This is a genomic window from Paenibacillus sp. Y412MC10 (assembly GCF_000024685.1).
Lineage (GTDB): Bacteria > Bacillota > Bacilli > Paenibacillales > Paenibacillaceae > Paenibacillus_AQ > Paenibacillus_AQ lautus_A.
On record NC_013406.1, the window covers coordinates 2,390,678 to 2,405,654 of the forward strand.

Consider the following 14,977-nt stretch of genomic DNA (forward strand, 5'->3'; position numbering starts at 1 on the left):
ATGATCTCTCATACACATAGCTTCCTTTGTAGAGCGAAGTCGGACGTCTGAAGACAAGGACGGTCTCTACGAAAGGATGGGAACTATGGTTCGAAGGATGAACTCCTCCAGGTTGCCTCAAGGTAGAGATTGGCCTATGTCTGACCAATCTACTACGACAAGAGGGATCCTGTATGAGGAAAAGACAAAACACATTTATCACCATGTCGGCGATGTTGTTCGGAACGTTTTTAATGGCTTTTACGTATTATCACATTAATTTTCACAATCATTTGACCGAAGGCGGCTTTGTCGGCCTTGCGCTGCTTGGCAAATATGCGCTTGATATTCCGCCAGCATTGAGTATGGTCCTTATGGACATACCGGTACTGCTGATTGCCTTGTTCATCAAGGGCCGGAAATTCATATTCAATACCGTTGTTGCGGCGAGCATGTTTACCTTGTTCTACGCATTGATCGAGCGCTATTCCACGCTGGTTATCGATCTGAATCATAACTTGCTGGCAGCCGCGCTGCTGTCCGGATTATTGACGGGCTTTGGAGCCGGCATCGTGCTCCGCTATGGCGGGGCGACAGGCGGTGACGACGTAATCTCCGTGCTGTTCAGCGAGTGGAGCGGGCTTAAGGTAGGGACGGTGTTTTTCCTGATGGATGCCGTAGTACTGCTATTATCGCTATTCTATATGCCATTGGTTGAAACCTTATATACTATATTAGCCGTATCGATTGCCGGGCAAGTGATCACCATCACAGTGACGTACGGTACCGAGAAAGCGGAAAAGAAACCGGTTCGGAAGGCGGTCCGTGCCCCAAGCACTTCGGTTACTCCGAAAACAGCGCAGCATACCGTTAGCGGCCGTTCGTAATGCGGTCCCAATAAGAGAAGCTCACCCGCATGTAGGGTGAGCTTCTTTCATGTGCTTTATATCGATTACTTCTCGTCCTTGGGGTGGTTCTCGTCCCACTCCTGTGCCTTGGCGGTGGCGATGGCGATGGCACGTCCCTCATCGTAGTTCTCCTCCAGCAAGGCATTGGCAATTTCCACGGCTTTATTCCTCACCCGGGGCTCCAGATTTTTCATGGATGGCGGATAATCATTTTTGCTCCAAGGCATGGTACGATCCCTCCAATTCAACTGTTCACTGCATGTACTGTATATTACCCCGTGCAACCAAATTGAATAAACGGGTTCAACCGCATAAAAAAATGCATTACCCCTGAGGGGCAATGCATTTGGAAAATTGGATTTATTCGAACAGCTGCAAATACTCGCCGTAGCCTTCCCTCTGCATTTCTTCCTTCGGCACAAACCGGAGCGCAGCGGAATTGATGCAGTAACGGAGCCCATTCGGTCCGGGCCCGTCGTCGAACACATGGCCGAGGTGAGAGTCGCCTTTTTTGCTTCGTACCTCGGTGCGGACCATCATGTGGGTAAGATCCATTTTTTCCTTGATGTTGTATTCGCGAATCGGACGGGTGAAGCTCGGCCATCCGCAGCCGGCGTCGTATTTGTCCGTAGAACTGAAGAGCGGCTCGCCGGACACGATATCGACGTAAATGCCTTCCCCATGATGGTCCCAATACTCATTGTGGAACGGGGGTTCAGTAGCGTTGTTCTGCGTCACTTCATATTGGATCGGCGTCAGGCGCTGCTTAAGCTCGGCGGTATCCACAGGCTCCGACCAGTGCTGCTCAATGAAATCCTCCCGTCCGGAGCCTTTGCGATAGCGTTTGTAATGGCTCGGATTTTTCTTGTGGTAATCCTGATGGTATTCCTCGGCTTCATAGAAGGTGCTCGCCGGGATGATCGGCGTCACGATCGGTCCGTCGAAACGTCCGCTGGCTGCCACGGCCTGCTTGGATTGCTCCGCAAGCTCGCGCTGCTCCTCCGTATGGTAAAAAATAGCGGTGCGGTAGGATGTCCCGCGGTCATGGAATTGTCCGCCCTCATCCGTAGGATCGATTTGCTGCCAGAAAAGCTCGAGCAGCTTCTCATATGGGAAGATTTCCGGGTTATAGGTGATTTGAACGGCCTCATAATGGCCTGTGGTATCGGAGCATACCTCTTCATAGGTTGGATTTTCCTTGTGGCCGCCAGTATAACCGGAAACGACCTTCAGAATGCCCGGCAGCTCGTCAAAAGGAGAGACCATACACCAGAAGCAGCCTCCCGCAAAGGTAGCCAATTCGCTTGGGGTTGAACGATTATTCATATATTATCCCTCCATCGTTTTATAACAATATAAAATGTAAGTCTTATTGTTATTATAATCATTTTGGTCAAGGAAACCAAAATATTGCTCCGATTATGTCGTTCTCCCCTTATACCACCGGAAAGCGGCCATGAACAGAGCGGTTAGCAGCATAAGTCCTGCCGCAACAGCCGCGAAGATGACCGGATGATCGGCCAATCCGCTGCCAAGCCAGGCGTACAGGAGGATGGCTGGAATTTTGCCGATGGCGGAGGCGGCGGTGTACGTCCAGAATGGGATGGAGGCGACGCCGGCATATAGATTGACGGCCATTTGGGGTATCACGGGCAGCAGGCGGGCGAGCAGGATCGACTGAAAGGGGCGCCGTTCGACCGCGGTCGTAAACCTATGTATAGCCGTGTATTTCCCAAGCAGCCGTCTGCCGGACTCCTGGTATAAAGACCGCACAGCCGCATACAGGATGACGGCTGCGATCGTCGTTCCGAACCACGATATGGCTGCCGCCCAGACAGTGCCGTATGCATACCCGAGAATAGCGATGACCACTTTGTAGGGGGCAATGGGAAATAAGGCAAGCAGGGCTGCCAGCAGGATCATGAGGAAGAGCGGGGGATCGCTCTCCAACCACTCCGTGATATCATGCCTGTATGAAAAAGCAAGTGCCAGTACTGCCGCATATAGGATGGGGATGATCCATCTCTTCATGTAGAATCCTCACTTTGCATCGTTGACCTGAATAGCACCATGATAGCAAAAAAACAGGCATGCTGCCCGTCTTTCGAAGACTCTCGCAATCGAAACTATGGAAAAATTTGAATATACAAGCGATTTTTCGTATGTTATAATATGTCCAACCGAATAGTTCCCAAAGGGGAGTAGCTTCATAAGAAAACCTCGGTCGTGGCCTTATCAAGGATGAACAACCGCGACTTCAACGGTAGGTTTTCTTGCGGTATAGAATTTCATGGGCTCTGCCGATGACTTATAAATTCTATATCGTAAGTAAAGTCGTCATTACGGGACTAACCATCCCCGGCTTTATTGGCAACGATGAGTTGTTTAGCGAGACCTTTGCCTGATTGTTTCATGATGAGGTGGAGGTCTATTTTTGCGCCCAAAAAACGCTGTAGACCCTACCGATGAAGGGAACAGCGTTTTTTTTGGGTGGAGACATCGGTAGGTGAAAGCCTAATCAGAACATGAAGAAAGGGTGGGGAATCATGGATTTGCTGTCGATGGAATTTTGGACCGCGCTGCTGTCGATTGTCCTTATTGACCTCGTGCTGGCAGGCGATAATGCTATCGTTATCGGTCTCGCAGCTCGCAATGTCCAGAAAGAGGACCAGAAGAAGGTCATCCTGTGGGGAACCGTCGGTGCGATCATCATACGGATCGTAGCCACGCTGCTCGTTGTCCAGCTCTTGATGATCCCCGGCTTGCGCTTGATCGGCGGTATCGCGCTGCTGTGGATTGCCTACAAGCTGCTGGTCGATGAGAAGCAGCATGAAATTTCCGCGGGCAACCAAATGTGGGCGGCTATCCGTACGATCATCATCGCGGACGCCATGATGGGACTGGATAACGTTCTTGCCGTAGCAGGCGCTGCGGGTGAAAGCTTCATGCTGGTTATTGTCGGACTTGCGATTTCCGTTCCGATCATGGTGTGGGGCAGTACCATTATCCTGAAGCTGACGGATCGCTTCCCGATAATCATCACGATCGGAGCTGCGGTGTTAGCCTGGACCGCATCGAAGATGGTGGTGGAAGAGCCGATGATTCACGGCTGGTTCGCAAATGGCGTCGTGAAGTACGGGTTTGAGGTTATCGTCATTGCCATCGTCATCGGCATCGGAACCTGGATGAAGAAGAAGAATGAGCACAAAGCGAAGAGCAACCCGGTACAGGTAAAGATGGTCGACTAGTTTAAGACTTTGTCTGAACGGGAACCAAGCGGTATAATGTCTTCATGAACGAACAGAGCCCATAAAACCCTGTTCGCATGAGGAGGAGTAATGCATGGAATCTGCGGGGAAGTCCGTAGAAGAACGGATAGCGGAATCGTACCGTCAGGATGAGGATATGATGATCCTCGTATTTGCCCAGTGGTGTGTGAATCACGGTCTGGATCCGGCTGAGCTGTACCGTAAAGCCTATCCGGATCAGCCGGACAATGAGCGGTTGACGCGCGTGCTTGAACTGACGGTGCCCAAAGAAGAGGCTGGGGAAATACCGGATCAGACCCTGCTTGGCGTCCTGTCAATGTTCGGTAATGAAGACTTGGCTATCGTTGTTGCCGAGGCAGCGGCCACCCTTGGTCCTGACAAGAAGTAACGGAATCATGGAATATCTTACATCCGATTCAAAGAAGGAGCGGGTCGATCAAGGAAAAACCTTGGTCGGCCCGCTTTTTTACCGTGGAAGTATGACCATTAATTGGAGGTTCGGCTGGACATGCGGAATTGCTTAGGCGAAACGCCGAATCGTGAACGGAAAACGCGGTGAAAATAAGTATAGTTCGCAAAGCCGGAGGTTTCGGCGACATCCTCCAGGGAGAGGGGGCTGAAAACGATCCGTTCCTTTGCCATGCTCAGTCGCACGTCCATAGTGTACTGCATGATGGTGGTGCCGAATGCTTCCTTGAACAGATGGACTGCCCGGGAAACGCTGATGCCGACATGGGCGGCGACATCCTCCAGCTTGAACATGGAGGAGGCATTCTCCTCAATGTAGTTCTTCATGCGGTAGGCGAGATACGTCTTGGGGGTTGTTGACGGCTGCTCCGATAACAGGCGGTCCACCTCAAGGCACAGAATCCGCACGGTGTAATCCGAAATCTCGGGATAAGGATCCGATACGCGCCGCTGCTCGAGCAGAATTTGCCGAAACAGACTCAGGTAACGCTCCTCCAGCGGCACCCTGATTTTGGTCGGGCGTTTCTTGGAATTCCACCACGCGTCCGCCCAAGGCCCTTTGAAAAAAATATGATAATCGCCGCTTTCGATGGTCAATTCACCCAATGCGTTGTATTCGTCATCGATCCGAAGTTCATAAGGCTGTCCGGGCGTGAAGATCAACAGATCCCCTGCCTCGATGAGCGACAGCTTGCCGTCGATTTTGGCGCGGCATTTGCCGTCGGTCTGCCAACGCATCAAATAGGTGTCGAAACCGTCAGCCAGGGACATCTTGAAAGGTTTGCGATGAAATGAGAAATCCGCTGCTACGACTTGGTTGGAAAGATTTGAATCCATTGCTTAAGTCCCCTTTGAAGAATAAGAAAATAATGACCAGATTGTTCATGTTTTAATCATATTCTTCATTTTAAACGAAAGCATAAAAGAATACCATTGTACTAGTCCGAGCACATCTATTGGTTCAAGGAGTGACATCGATGAAAAAAATGAGAGCAGGTATAATTGGCTGCGGAACCATCAGCGGCGTATACTTCACGAACTTGAAAAACAGCCCTTGGGTTGAAATCGTGGCATGTGCCGATCTCATTCCGGACAACGCCAAAGCGAAAGCGGAAGAGTTCAACATCCCGAACGTATACACGGTTGAGGAGATGCTCGCACAGACGGATATTGAGTTTATTATTAATTTGACCATTCCGGCCAGCCACGCCAATGTCGATATCGCCTCCCTGGAAGCAGGCAAGCATGTCTACAGTGAAAAACCGCTGGCCATAACCCTTGACGAAGCCCGCCGCGTCCTGAATATCGCCGATCAGAAGGGGCTTCGCGTCGGCTGCGCACCGGATACGTTCCTAGGCTCCGGCGTACAGACGGCCAAAGCGGCCATTGAATCCGGGCTGATCGGCAGACCTGTTGCCGCAACGGCGTTTATGATGGGGGCAGGACCGGAAGCATGGCATCCCAATCCCGAATTTTTTTACGCGTCGGGCGGAGGTCCGATGATGGACATGGGACCTTATTATGTGTCGGCCCTGGTAGAGCTGCTGGGTCCCGCAAGCCGGATCAGCGCATCCACAGGCATCCAGATCCCGGACCGTTCCGTCGGCTCCGGCCCGCTTCAAGGAAAGCCGATCACGGTTCAGACGCCGACGCATTTGGCAGGGACGCTGGATTTTGAGAACGGTGCCATTGCAACCATGATTACCAGTTTCGATATCTTTGGCGGGTCCAATCTGCCCTGGATCGAAATCTACGGCACGCAGGGCAGCCTGAGTCTCGGCGATCCGAACTACTTCAACGGGGAAGTGAAGCTGCGCAAGCACGGCTCCGAGGAATGGGAATTGCTTGAGCCCGCCTTCGAATGCGGGAAGAACGAGCGGGGTCTGGGCATCCATGATATGATCCAATCGATTCATGAGCAGAAGGACCACCGCGTAAGCGGGCGCCTGGCTTATCACGTGCTGGAGATCATGCAGTCCTTTCAGCAGTCTTCGCTGGAGGGCAGGCATATCGTTCTGCAAAGCACGTACCGTTATGGCAAACTTCCGGCACCTCAGCAGGCCGAATCGGCAGAATAGGGAACTGGAAGCCTGGTCCATATTCTTGTAAACTGATTATGAACAACAGGCAATCTAGCTTCTGACGGATCTGGCAGGATGATGAGCTCTTGCCCGGCGATCCGCATGAAAGCGTTGCACCAATATTGGGACAGCTCCAATAAGATCAACAGTATGGGGAGGAAATGGACATGTCGAACACGTTGAAAATCGGAATTATCGGCTGCGGGGGAATCGCCAACGGCAAGCATATGCCGAGCTTGAAGAAGCAGGCGCAGGCTGAATTGGTCGCTTTTTGCGACATCGTGGAAGAGCGTGCGCAGAAGGCAGCAGCCGAATATGGGGTTGAAGGCGCAAAAGTGTACACGGATTTCAGGGAATTGCTGAAAGACGGCAGCATTGACGTCATCCATGTATGTACGCCGAACGATTCGCACTCCGAAATCACGGTAGCATCCCTGGAAGCCGGCAAGCACGTGATGTGCGAGAAGCCGATGGCAAAAACGGTTTCCGAAGCACAGGCCATGCTGGACGCCGCAAAGCGCACAGGCAAAAAACTGACCATCGGTTATAACAACCGTTTCCGGGACGACAGCATGTATTTGAAGGGGATCTGCGAGGAAGGCGAGCTGGGCGAGATCTACTACGGTAAAGCCTTGGCCATCCGCCGCCGTGCCGTTCCGACCTGGGGCGTATTCCTTGACGAGGAGAAGCAAGGCGGAGGTCCGTTGATCGATATCGGAACCCATGCGCTGGATTTGACCTTGTGGCTGATGGACAATTACAAGCCGAAAAGCGTGCTGGGATCCACGTTCCATAAATTGGGGCAGCGCGAGAATGCGGCGAATGCGTTCGGTCCGTGGGATCCGAAGGAATTCACGGTAGAGGATTCGGCATTCGGATTTATTACGATGGAGAACGGCGCTACGATCGTTCTGGAATCCAGCTGGGCGCTTAACGTCCTGGAGATCGGCGAAGCGAAAGCCGTTCTGGCGGGAACCGAAGGCGGAGCCGACATGAAAGACGGCTTGCGCATCAACGGCGAGAAAATGAGCAGACTGTATGAAACCAAAGTGGATCTGAACGCCGGCGGCGTAGCTTTCTATTCGGGCTCCAAGGAAAACGACTCGGACCGTGAAGCAAGAATGTGGCTTGAAGCGATTATAGAGGATAAGGATCCGGTCGTTAAGCCGGAGCAGGCGTTTGTGGTGACGCAAATCCTGGAAGCGATCTATGAATCGGCGAAGACGGGTAAAGCGGTTTATTTCGACAACTAAATCTTGCAATCAATATGATGACTAAGCTAAACCAGGAGGTTATACAATGAAATTAGGCGTATTTATGGTATTGCTGAGTGGACGTAAACTGGAGGATGCTTTGGACTACGTGGCATCCAAGGGCCTTAAAGCAGTTGAAATCGGAACAGGCGGTTATCCCGGAAATGCACATTGCAATCCGGTCGAGCTGCTGGAGAATGAAACCGCGCTGAAAAACTTCAAAAACGCGGTGGAATCCCGCGGGCTGATCATTAGCGCACTGAGCTGCCACGGCAATCCGCTTCATCCGCAAAAGGCAATCGCAAAAGAATTCCATGACACATACGTAAAAACGGTGGAGCTTGCCGAAAAGCTTGAAGTACCTGTTGTCAACACATTCTCCGGCTGCCCGGGCGACCACGAGGATGCCAAATACCCGAACTGGCCGGTAGCGCCTTGGCCTAACGACTATCAAGAGATCCTGACTTGGCAGTGGGATAACAAGGTCATTCCTTATTGGACCGAGTGGGGTAAATTTGCGGCAGACCGCAATGTCAAAATCGGTTTGGAACTGCACGGCGGCTTCTCCGTTCACACGCCGGGAACGCTGCTCCGTTTGCGCGAAGCCGCAGGCGAAGTGATTGGTGCCAACCTGGATCCGAGCCACATGTGGTGGCAAGGGATTGACCCTGTTCAAGCGATTCAAATTTTGGGCCGCGAAGGAGCGATCCACCACTTCCATGCGAAGGATACTAGCATTGATCCGATTAACGTGAACAAACACGGTCTCACGGATATGCAGTCGTATGCGAACATGCTTGATCGCGCTTGGCAGTTCCGCAGCGTAGGTTACGGACACGATGTGAAGGAATGGGCGGATATGATGAGTGCTCTTCGCCTGGTTGGATATGACTATGTCGTGAGCATTGAACATGAAGACGGACTGATGTCCGTTGAAGAAGGCTTCTCCAAAGCGGTGCAAAACCTTCAGCAAGTGCTGATCGAAGAGCCGCTCGGAGAAATGTGGTGGGTCTAACAGCGTAGAGAATAACGAATAAGCAATTAGGGGGAACAGCAACATGCTTAACGTAACCATATGGAATGAATTCGTGCACGAGAAAATCCATGATGAGGTTCGGAGCGTTTATCCGACGGGCATTCACACAGCTTTGGCGGAGGGTCTGCAAAGTCCGGATTTCATCATTAGAACGGCAACGCTCGACCAGCCGGAGCATGGATTGACGGACGATGTACTGGATTCAACCGATGTGCTGTTGTGGTGGGGGCATATGGCTCATGACCAGGTTAGTGACGAAATCGTAAGCAAGGTCGTAAAACGCGTGCAGGATGGTATGGGATTGATCGTTCTCCATTCCGGACATTTTTCCAAACCGTTCAAAGCTTTGATGGGCACGAGCTGCGATTTGAAGTGGCGCGAAGCAGGAGAACAGGAAATTATTTGGAGCGTGAATCCGACGCATCCGATTGCGGCGGGAATTACGGGGCCGATCATCATCGAGCACGAGGAAATGTACGGGGAGTTCTTTGACATTCCGGCCCCTGATGAGCTGGTATTCGTCAGCAATTTCGAGGGCGGGGAAGTGTTCCGCAGCGGATGCACATTCAAACGCGGGCATGGGAACATTTTTTACTTCCGTCCAGGGCATGAGACCTATCCAACCTACTACAACCCCGAAGTGCTGAAAGTGATCTCCAATGCGATTAACTGGGCTCATTCCACGGCAGGCAAGCAAACGTTCGGCAACAGTCAGCCGGTTCGCGCGCTTCCCGTTTTAGTCTAAGCTTTTAAACAGCGCATTATCTTAATCATCAACGAACGAGCCGTTCAAGGTACAGTCCTTGTTCGGCTCGTTTTTTTGGTATGTTGGGGCTGCTTTTTCGAAATGTTTTTTGCCGGCTGGGGATAGAATATACGTGAATATGGGGTATTGTATGATATAGGAGAGGGGGGCTGTACACATGAACGAAGTACAAAGCGCACCTGTAGATCCCGCAACCATCGCCATATGCCGGGCCAGGCTCGTCCATCAACCCGTTGAGGGCTTCCTGCTCGGTAGGGGAGTCCGCTTTGCGAAAATCATGTTCATCGGGGAAGCGCCCGGAGCTCATGAAGTTTTGGAAGGCAAACCTTTCGTAGGGCAGGCCGGACAAGAGATGAACGCGTACCTGGAACGTCTGAAACTGACGCGGGACCAGGTATATATTACCAGTTCCATGCGAAGCAGGCCCTACAAGGATAAAGTGCTCGTGAGGCCTTCGGGCGAGAATGTCATCAGCCGATCGAATCGCACGCCGACCAAGGCGGAAATTTTGGCGCATGCGCCTTTGCTTGATGAAGAGATCCGATGGGTCCGCCCGGACATCCTGGCACCGATGGGAAATACGGCGCTGCACCGGTTAATCGGAAGCCATGAAACGGTGACGTCGCTGCATGGCAAGCTGATGGAGGGCCCGGTTCAGCAAGCGGCTGATCCGGAAAATCCCGGAGCAGGCTATGTGTTTTCACCGGAGACCTATAAGATATTCCCTCTGTTCCATCCAGCGGCGGTGCTGTATAATAGGAAATTATCCACTTTGATTGAGGACGATTTGGATATTTTGGCTCGGATATTAGGGGGATAAGCGCTGATTTTCTGGGAAAAAGGGGCTAGGAGGTTTTCAGCTTCTCGAAAATATGCTAAAATGAAACATACTTACAATTCGTAAGTTTTCTAGATTTCTGGGTAAGCTTATGAGTTTCTATAAACAAGGTGACTTCGTAAAGAGGTGAAGGGATATGGAAGTTACAAATGTTACGATGTGTCCCCGTTTCGAATCGGCCTTTTCTTTTCTGGGCAAACGGTGGAACGGCTTGATTATTCAAACGCTGATGAGCGGACCTAAGCGCTTTAAGGATATTTCGAATTTGATTCCGTCCATGAGCGATAAAATGCTCTCCGAGCGGATGAAGGATTTGGAATGCGAAGGCATACTGATTCGTCATGTCTATCCGGAAACTCCGGTACGTATTGAATATGAACTGACTGAAAAAGGCAAAGCACTGCGTCCGGTGATGGAGCAAATTTCATCCTGGGCAGAACAATGGATCGACAGATGAGTCATCTTAAGACTCCCGTTGACGATTAAACCCTGGCATGAGATATCCTCATTTCAGGGTTTTTTTTCTTAACCGGAATGGCTGATTTTTTGTTTCGTCCTGCAAAAATATCCGGACATGCACCAAGCTGACGCACCTTCTATATGATGTAATAATCCAGGCGGCATATCAAGGAGGCGAGCCCATGATCAAGCGAACGAATATCTCCCGGTTCCATTATGGACAAGAGGACATCTCAGAGCTTGAAAACGCTTCATTACAAGTGCTTCATATATTTGAGAAAACCAAGAGGGTGCTGAGCCAGTATGTACCGGAATCACTGTGGTCGGCCGTGTGTGGAACAAGCCCAGACGCTGTAGCATCCGTTAGCCAAGACGGCACCGCTCGGGTCGACATGTTCCAGAAATGGGTCAAGGCTCCCGGCGGATGGAAGTTCATTGGTTATGAAACCGAAACATTGAATTCGTCTTCCGAGCAGAATAAGGGACGGATGGGAAGATTCCTGCATATGATCATCTGGTCGCTCTATGAAAAAATCGTGATGCTGCATCCCTTCCTCGGCAGCGAAGCGTTCTTCGACGGGGAGGAGCTGGACGTGATCGCCCATTATTTTGTGCCAACGTATATTAGTGCAGTGCCTTTGGTGCAGCAAGGAAAAGCCTATAAGACCATTCAGGCCGGCATCGTACTGTACCAGGAGCATATCGAGGCGCCTGCCGTCATCATGCAGTCGGAAGGAGGCCTTTTGGAGGGGAACTGGATGACCGGGGTGAACCTGGATGCGGGGGGATTTGCCGGAATTCGTCCCTATTTAAAAGTGCCCGGCGGCGAACGAGCCTATATGGAAGCCGAAATCATATAGCAGGCCGTCTTTTTAGGATAACCTTGTTCCAATCGGACAGGGTTATTTGGTATTTTTATTTAAATTTTAAAGATCAATGTGAAATAAATCACAAAAATATATGCCTTTACACGATATAATTTACTTGTAAGCAGTGGAATACACGAGCACTAGATCACGTGTTGGGGAGGAATCAAACGATGTCCAATATAAAGAGAGAAAAGTTGGTTGTCATTGGCAACGGTATCGCAGGCATAAGCACGGTCGAGCAAATCATTAAATTGGGTGGGAAATTTGACATCACCGTCATTGGACAGGAGCCTCACCCGAACTACAATCGCATTATGTTGTCCTATGTGCTGGAAGGCAGCAAAACCTTGGACGACATCGTATTGAATGACTGGAAATGGTACGAGGACAATCAGATCACCCTGCATACGGGTGTGACCGTCACCGCCATCGACGGGGAGCGCAAGGTAGTGACGGCCGATAACGGATTGACGGTTCCTTATGACAAAGTGATTATAGCTACAGGTTCGAAACCTTTTATATTGCCTGTACCGGGCAGTGATAAAGAGGGAGTTATCGGATTTCGAAACATCGCCGACTGCACGCAGATGCTTCAAGCCGCCAAGGCATACAAGAAAGCGGCCGTCATCGGAGGAGGGTTGCTGGGTCTGGAAGCCGCGAAGGGATTGGTCAGCCTGGGCATGGAGGTGACGGTGGTTCATCTCATGCAGGATTTGATGGAGAGCCAGCTGGATTCCATGGCATCGGGGATGCTGCAAAGGGAGCTGGAGCGGCAGGGCATCCGGTTCTTATTAGGCAAACAAACCACGGAAATCATGGGCGATGAGAGAGTCACGGGGCTGCGGTTCAAAGATGGAGATGAGCTTGAAGCGGAACTCGTGGTCATGGCCGTGGGTATCAGAGCGAACGTTGCTGCAGCCCAAGCGAGCGGTATCGAAGTGAACCGGGGAATCGTAGTCAACGATTATCTTCAGACCTCCTGGCCGGACGTGTATGCGGTCGGCGAATGCTGCGAGCATCGGGGGGCATGCTACGGCCTGGTTGCGCCGTTGTTCGAGCAGGGACAGGTTCTTGCCAAGCATCTCTGCGGCGTGGACGGCCAGCCTTACGAGGGCAGCATCGTATCGACGAAACTGAAAATCAGCGGCGTTGATGTATTCTCCGCAGGAGAGTTCATGGAGCAGGCCGATCACTCGGTGATCGTGGCGAAGGACGATTGGCGCAAGACTTATAAGAAAATCCTGCTGCGCGACAATATCATCGTCGGCGCGATTCTGTTCGGGGATGTCAGCGATTCGGCCAGCCTTCAATCCATGATTCGAAAAAAGACGGCCATGACCGAGGAGATCTATCATTCGATCATAGGCACCGAATGTGCAAGTAAAGGAAACGGCAAGGCCTTCTCGCTGGATAAGATGCCCGACGATGAAATCGTCTGCGGCTGCAACGGCGTAACCAAAAAGGCCATTGTGGATGCCGTGACGCTTCAAAGCCTCACGACGGTGGACGAAATCAAAGCTTGCACGGGAGCGACCCGTTCTTGCGGAGGCTGCAAGCCAGTCGTGGAGCAAATCCTTCAGAGCGTACTGGGCGATGGCTTTAAGACGGCAGGCAAACAAGGCATATGTCCGTGCACCACGCTCGACCGGGACGAAATCGTCGCCGAAATCAGCGCCAAGGGGCTGACCACGACGAAGGAAGTCATGCATGTTCTGAACTTCAGCAACCCTGAGGGCTGCTCGAAATGCCGTCCTGCCATCCATTATTATTTGGCGATGCTGAATCCGGTGACCCATCAAGAGGAGAGGGAGTCCCGCTTCGTCAACGAACGGATGAACGCCAACATTCAGAAAGACGGCACTTACACGGTAGTGCCAAGAATGTACGGCGGCGTTACCACGCCGGAGGATTTGAAGAAAATTGCGGACGTATCGCTTAAGTACAATGTTAAGGTCGTTAAGGTAACCGGCGGACAGCGTCTGGATCTGATCGGCGTGAAGAAGGAAGATTTGCCAAGCGTATGGGAAGAGCTGGATATGCCGTCCGGTTATGCTTATGCCAAATCGCTGCGGACCGTCAAGACCTGCGTAGGCTCCCAATTCTGCCGCTTCGGCACGCAGGATTCGATGGGCATGGGTGCATTCCTCGAGGAGAAATTCGAGCGGCTGGATTTTCCGGCGAAGTTTAAAATGGCGGTCAACGGATGTCCGCGAAATTGTGCCGAATCGTGCACGAAGGACATCGGGATCGTCGGCAATGACGGCGGATGGGAGATATTCGTCGGAGGCAACGGCGGAACGAAGGCACGCCTGGCCGATTCGTTCTGTAAGGTGAAAACGGACGAGGAATTGATCGAGATCTGCGGCGCCTTGATGCAGTACTACCGTGAAACCGGCAAGTACCTCGAGAGAACGTCGGAATGGGTAGAGCGTCTGGGACTGGAACAAATCCGTGCGGCGGTCCTTGATGATGCTAAACAGCGTAAGGAGCTGGTGGAAAGAATTGAGCTGGCCCTGCAGCAAGTGGAAGATCCGTGGAAGAAAGTGCTGAACGACGATAAGCTGCGCAATACGCTGTTCCAGGACGCAAGACCGGTCGGCAGCAAGTAATCGAGGGGGAGAACGGTTCCCCCCTTGGCTGCCGGATTATAGAGAGCTTATTGCTTGGATGGGAATCGAACAAGAGAAGTGGAGGCTGCGCATTATGGAAACCGGAACTTATATCACGGTAGGGAATGAACATGAATTTCTGTCGCAACTCGGAAGGGTGGTCCAAATCGGTGACCGGGAGATTGCCGTCTTTCGGACCTCGGATCATCAATGGTTTGCTTTGGAGAATAAAAGCCCGCATCCCAAAGGAGGTCCGTTAGCCGAAGCCATCGTATCCGGGCATTACATTTACGATCCGTTATACGATTGGAAAATCGAGCTTTCGACAGGGCTTGTGCAGGCTCCGGATAAGGGCCAAGTTCGGATATATCCGGTTCGCGCCGTGGACGGAAAGGTTGAGGTAGGTGTATAAGGCCGTAATAAGCAGCTTCAACAGACGAAA

At 51.7% G+C, this 14,977-nt stretch carries 16 protein-coding genes; 12 read left to right on the forward strand and 4 right to left on the reverse strand.

All coding sequences use genetic code 11. The features are described 5' to 3' along the window. Positions 1–173 precede the first annotated feature (173 nt). Positions 174–866, forward strand: a complete 693-nt coding sequence (locus GYMC10_RS10245; RefSeq protein ID WP_015734416.1) for a YitT family protein — start codon at positions 174–176, stop codon at positions 864–866. A gap of 65 nt (positions 867–931) precedes the next feature. Here the strand turns inward: GYMC10_RS10245 and GYMC10_RS10250 are convergent, their stop codons facing one another. The 3 genes from GYMC10_RS10250 to GYMC10_RS10260 form a co-directional block, all read right to left on the reverse strand. Continuing rightward, entirely contained in the window at positions 932–1,114 is a 183-nt protein-coding gene (locus GYMC10_RS10250; RefSeq protein ID WP_015734417.1) for a hypothetical protein, read from the reverse strand. Between the two features lie 133 nt (positions 1,115–1,247). Next, complete coding sequence (gene msrA, locus GYMC10_RS10255) at positions 1,248–2,213, reverse strand: peptide-methionine (S)-S-oxide reductase MsrA (RefSeq protein WP_015734418.1); 966 nt, start codon at positions 2,211–2,213, stop codon at positions 1,248–1,250. 93 nt (positions 2,214–2,306) lie between these two features. After that, a complete protein-coding gene (locus GYMC10_RS10260; protein WP_015734419.1) occupies positions 2,307–2,918 on the reverse strand; it encodes a TVP38/TMEM64 family protein in 612 nt (203 codons plus the stop codon). Between the two features lie 515 nt (positions 2,919–3,433). On the opposite strand from GYMC10_RS10260, the gene GYMC10_RS10265 reads away from it, so the two are divergent. Next, positions 3,434–4,135, forward strand: a complete 702-nt coding sequence (locus GYMC10_RS10265) for a TerC family protein (protein WP_015734420.1) — start codon at positions 3,434–3,436, stop codon at positions 4,133–4,135. Between the two features lie 94 nt (positions 4,136–4,229). Further along, a complete protein-coding gene (locus GYMC10_RS10270; RefSeq protein ID WP_009592829.1) occupies positions 4,230–4,544 on the forward strand; it encodes a hypothetical protein in 315 nt (104 codons plus the stop codon). A gap of 98 nt (positions 4,545–4,642) precedes the next feature. Here the strand turns inward: GYMC10_RS10270 and GYMC10_RS10275 are convergent, their stop codons facing one another. Further along, positions 4,643–5,461, reverse strand: coding sequence for an AraC family transcriptional regulator (locus tag GYMC10_RS10275; RefSeq protein WP_015734421.1), 819 nt, complete (start codon positions 5,459–5,461; stop codon positions 4,643–4,645). A 140-nt stretch (positions 5,462–5,601) separates the two neighbouring features. Here GYMC10_RS10275 and GYMC10_RS10280 point away from each other — a divergent pair, with 140 nt between their 5' ends. The 9 genes from GYMC10_RS10280 (at position 5,602) to nirD (ending at position 14,947) form a co-directional block, all read left to right on the forward strand. After that, complete coding sequence (locus GYMC10_RS10280) at positions 5,602–6,702, forward strand: Gfo/Idh/MocA family protein (protein ID WP_009592824.1); 1,101 nt, start codon at positions 5,602–5,604, stop codon at positions 6,700–6,702. A 170-nt stretch (positions 6,703–6,872) separates the two neighbouring features. Next, on the forward strand, positions 6,873–7,958 hold the full coding sequence (locus GYMC10_RS10285) for a Gfo/Idh/MocA family protein (RefSeq protein ID WP_015734422.1): 1,086 nt from the start codon (positions 6,873–6,875) through the stop codon (positions 7,956–7,958). 46 nt (positions 7,959–8,004) lie between these two features. Then, the gene (locus GYMC10_RS10290; RefSeq protein WP_009592834.1) at positions 8,005–8,973 is read left to right on the forward strand and encodes a sugar phosphate isomerase/epimerase family protein; all 969 of its coding nucleotides are present in this window, start codon (positions 8,005–8,007) and stop codon (positions 8,971–8,973) included. Positions 8,974–9,016: 43 nt separating this feature from the next. Then, positions 9,017–9,739: a ThuA domain-containing protein gene (locus tag GYMC10_RS10295; RefSeq protein ID WP_015734423.1), complete on the forward strand. Its 723-nt coding sequence runs from the start codon at positions 9,017–9,019 to the stop codon at positions 9,737–9,739. A 178-nt stretch (positions 9,740–9,917) separates the two neighbouring features. Next, entirely contained in the window at positions 9,918–10,580 is a 663-nt protein-coding gene (locus tag GYMC10_RS10300) for a uracil-DNA glycosylase (RefSeq protein WP_015734424.1), read from the forward strand. 154 nt (positions 10,581–10,734) lie between these two features. Then, the gene (locus tag GYMC10_RS10305) at positions 10,735–11,055 is read left to right on the forward strand and encodes a winged helix-turn-helix transcriptional regulator (protein WP_015734425.1); all 321 of its coding nucleotides are present in this window, start codon (positions 10,735–10,737) and stop codon (positions 11,053–11,055) included. Positions 11,056–11,239: 184 nt separating this feature from the next. Continuing rightward, positions 11,240–11,917: a hypothetical protein gene (locus tag GYMC10_RS10310; protein ID WP_009592828.1), complete on the forward strand. Its 678-nt coding sequence runs from the start codon at positions 11,240–11,242 to the stop codon at positions 11,915–11,917. A 179-nt stretch (positions 11,918–12,096) separates the two neighbouring features. Beyond that, the gene (nirB, locus tag GYMC10_RS10315; protein ID WP_015734426.1) at positions 12,097–14,535 is read left to right on the forward strand and encodes a nitrite reductase large subunit NirB; all 2,439 of its coding nucleotides are present in this window, start codon (positions 12,097–12,099) and stop codon (positions 14,533–14,535) included. Positions 14,536–14,629: 94 nt separating this feature from the next. Then, the gene (nirD, locus tag GYMC10_RS10320) at positions 14,630–14,947 is read left to right on the forward strand and encodes a nitrite reductase small subunit NirD (protein ID WP_009595012.1); all 318 of its coding nucleotides are present in this window, start codon (positions 14,630–14,632) and stop codon (positions 14,945–14,947) included. The last annotated feature ends 30 nt before the right edge of the window (positions 14,948–14,977 follow it).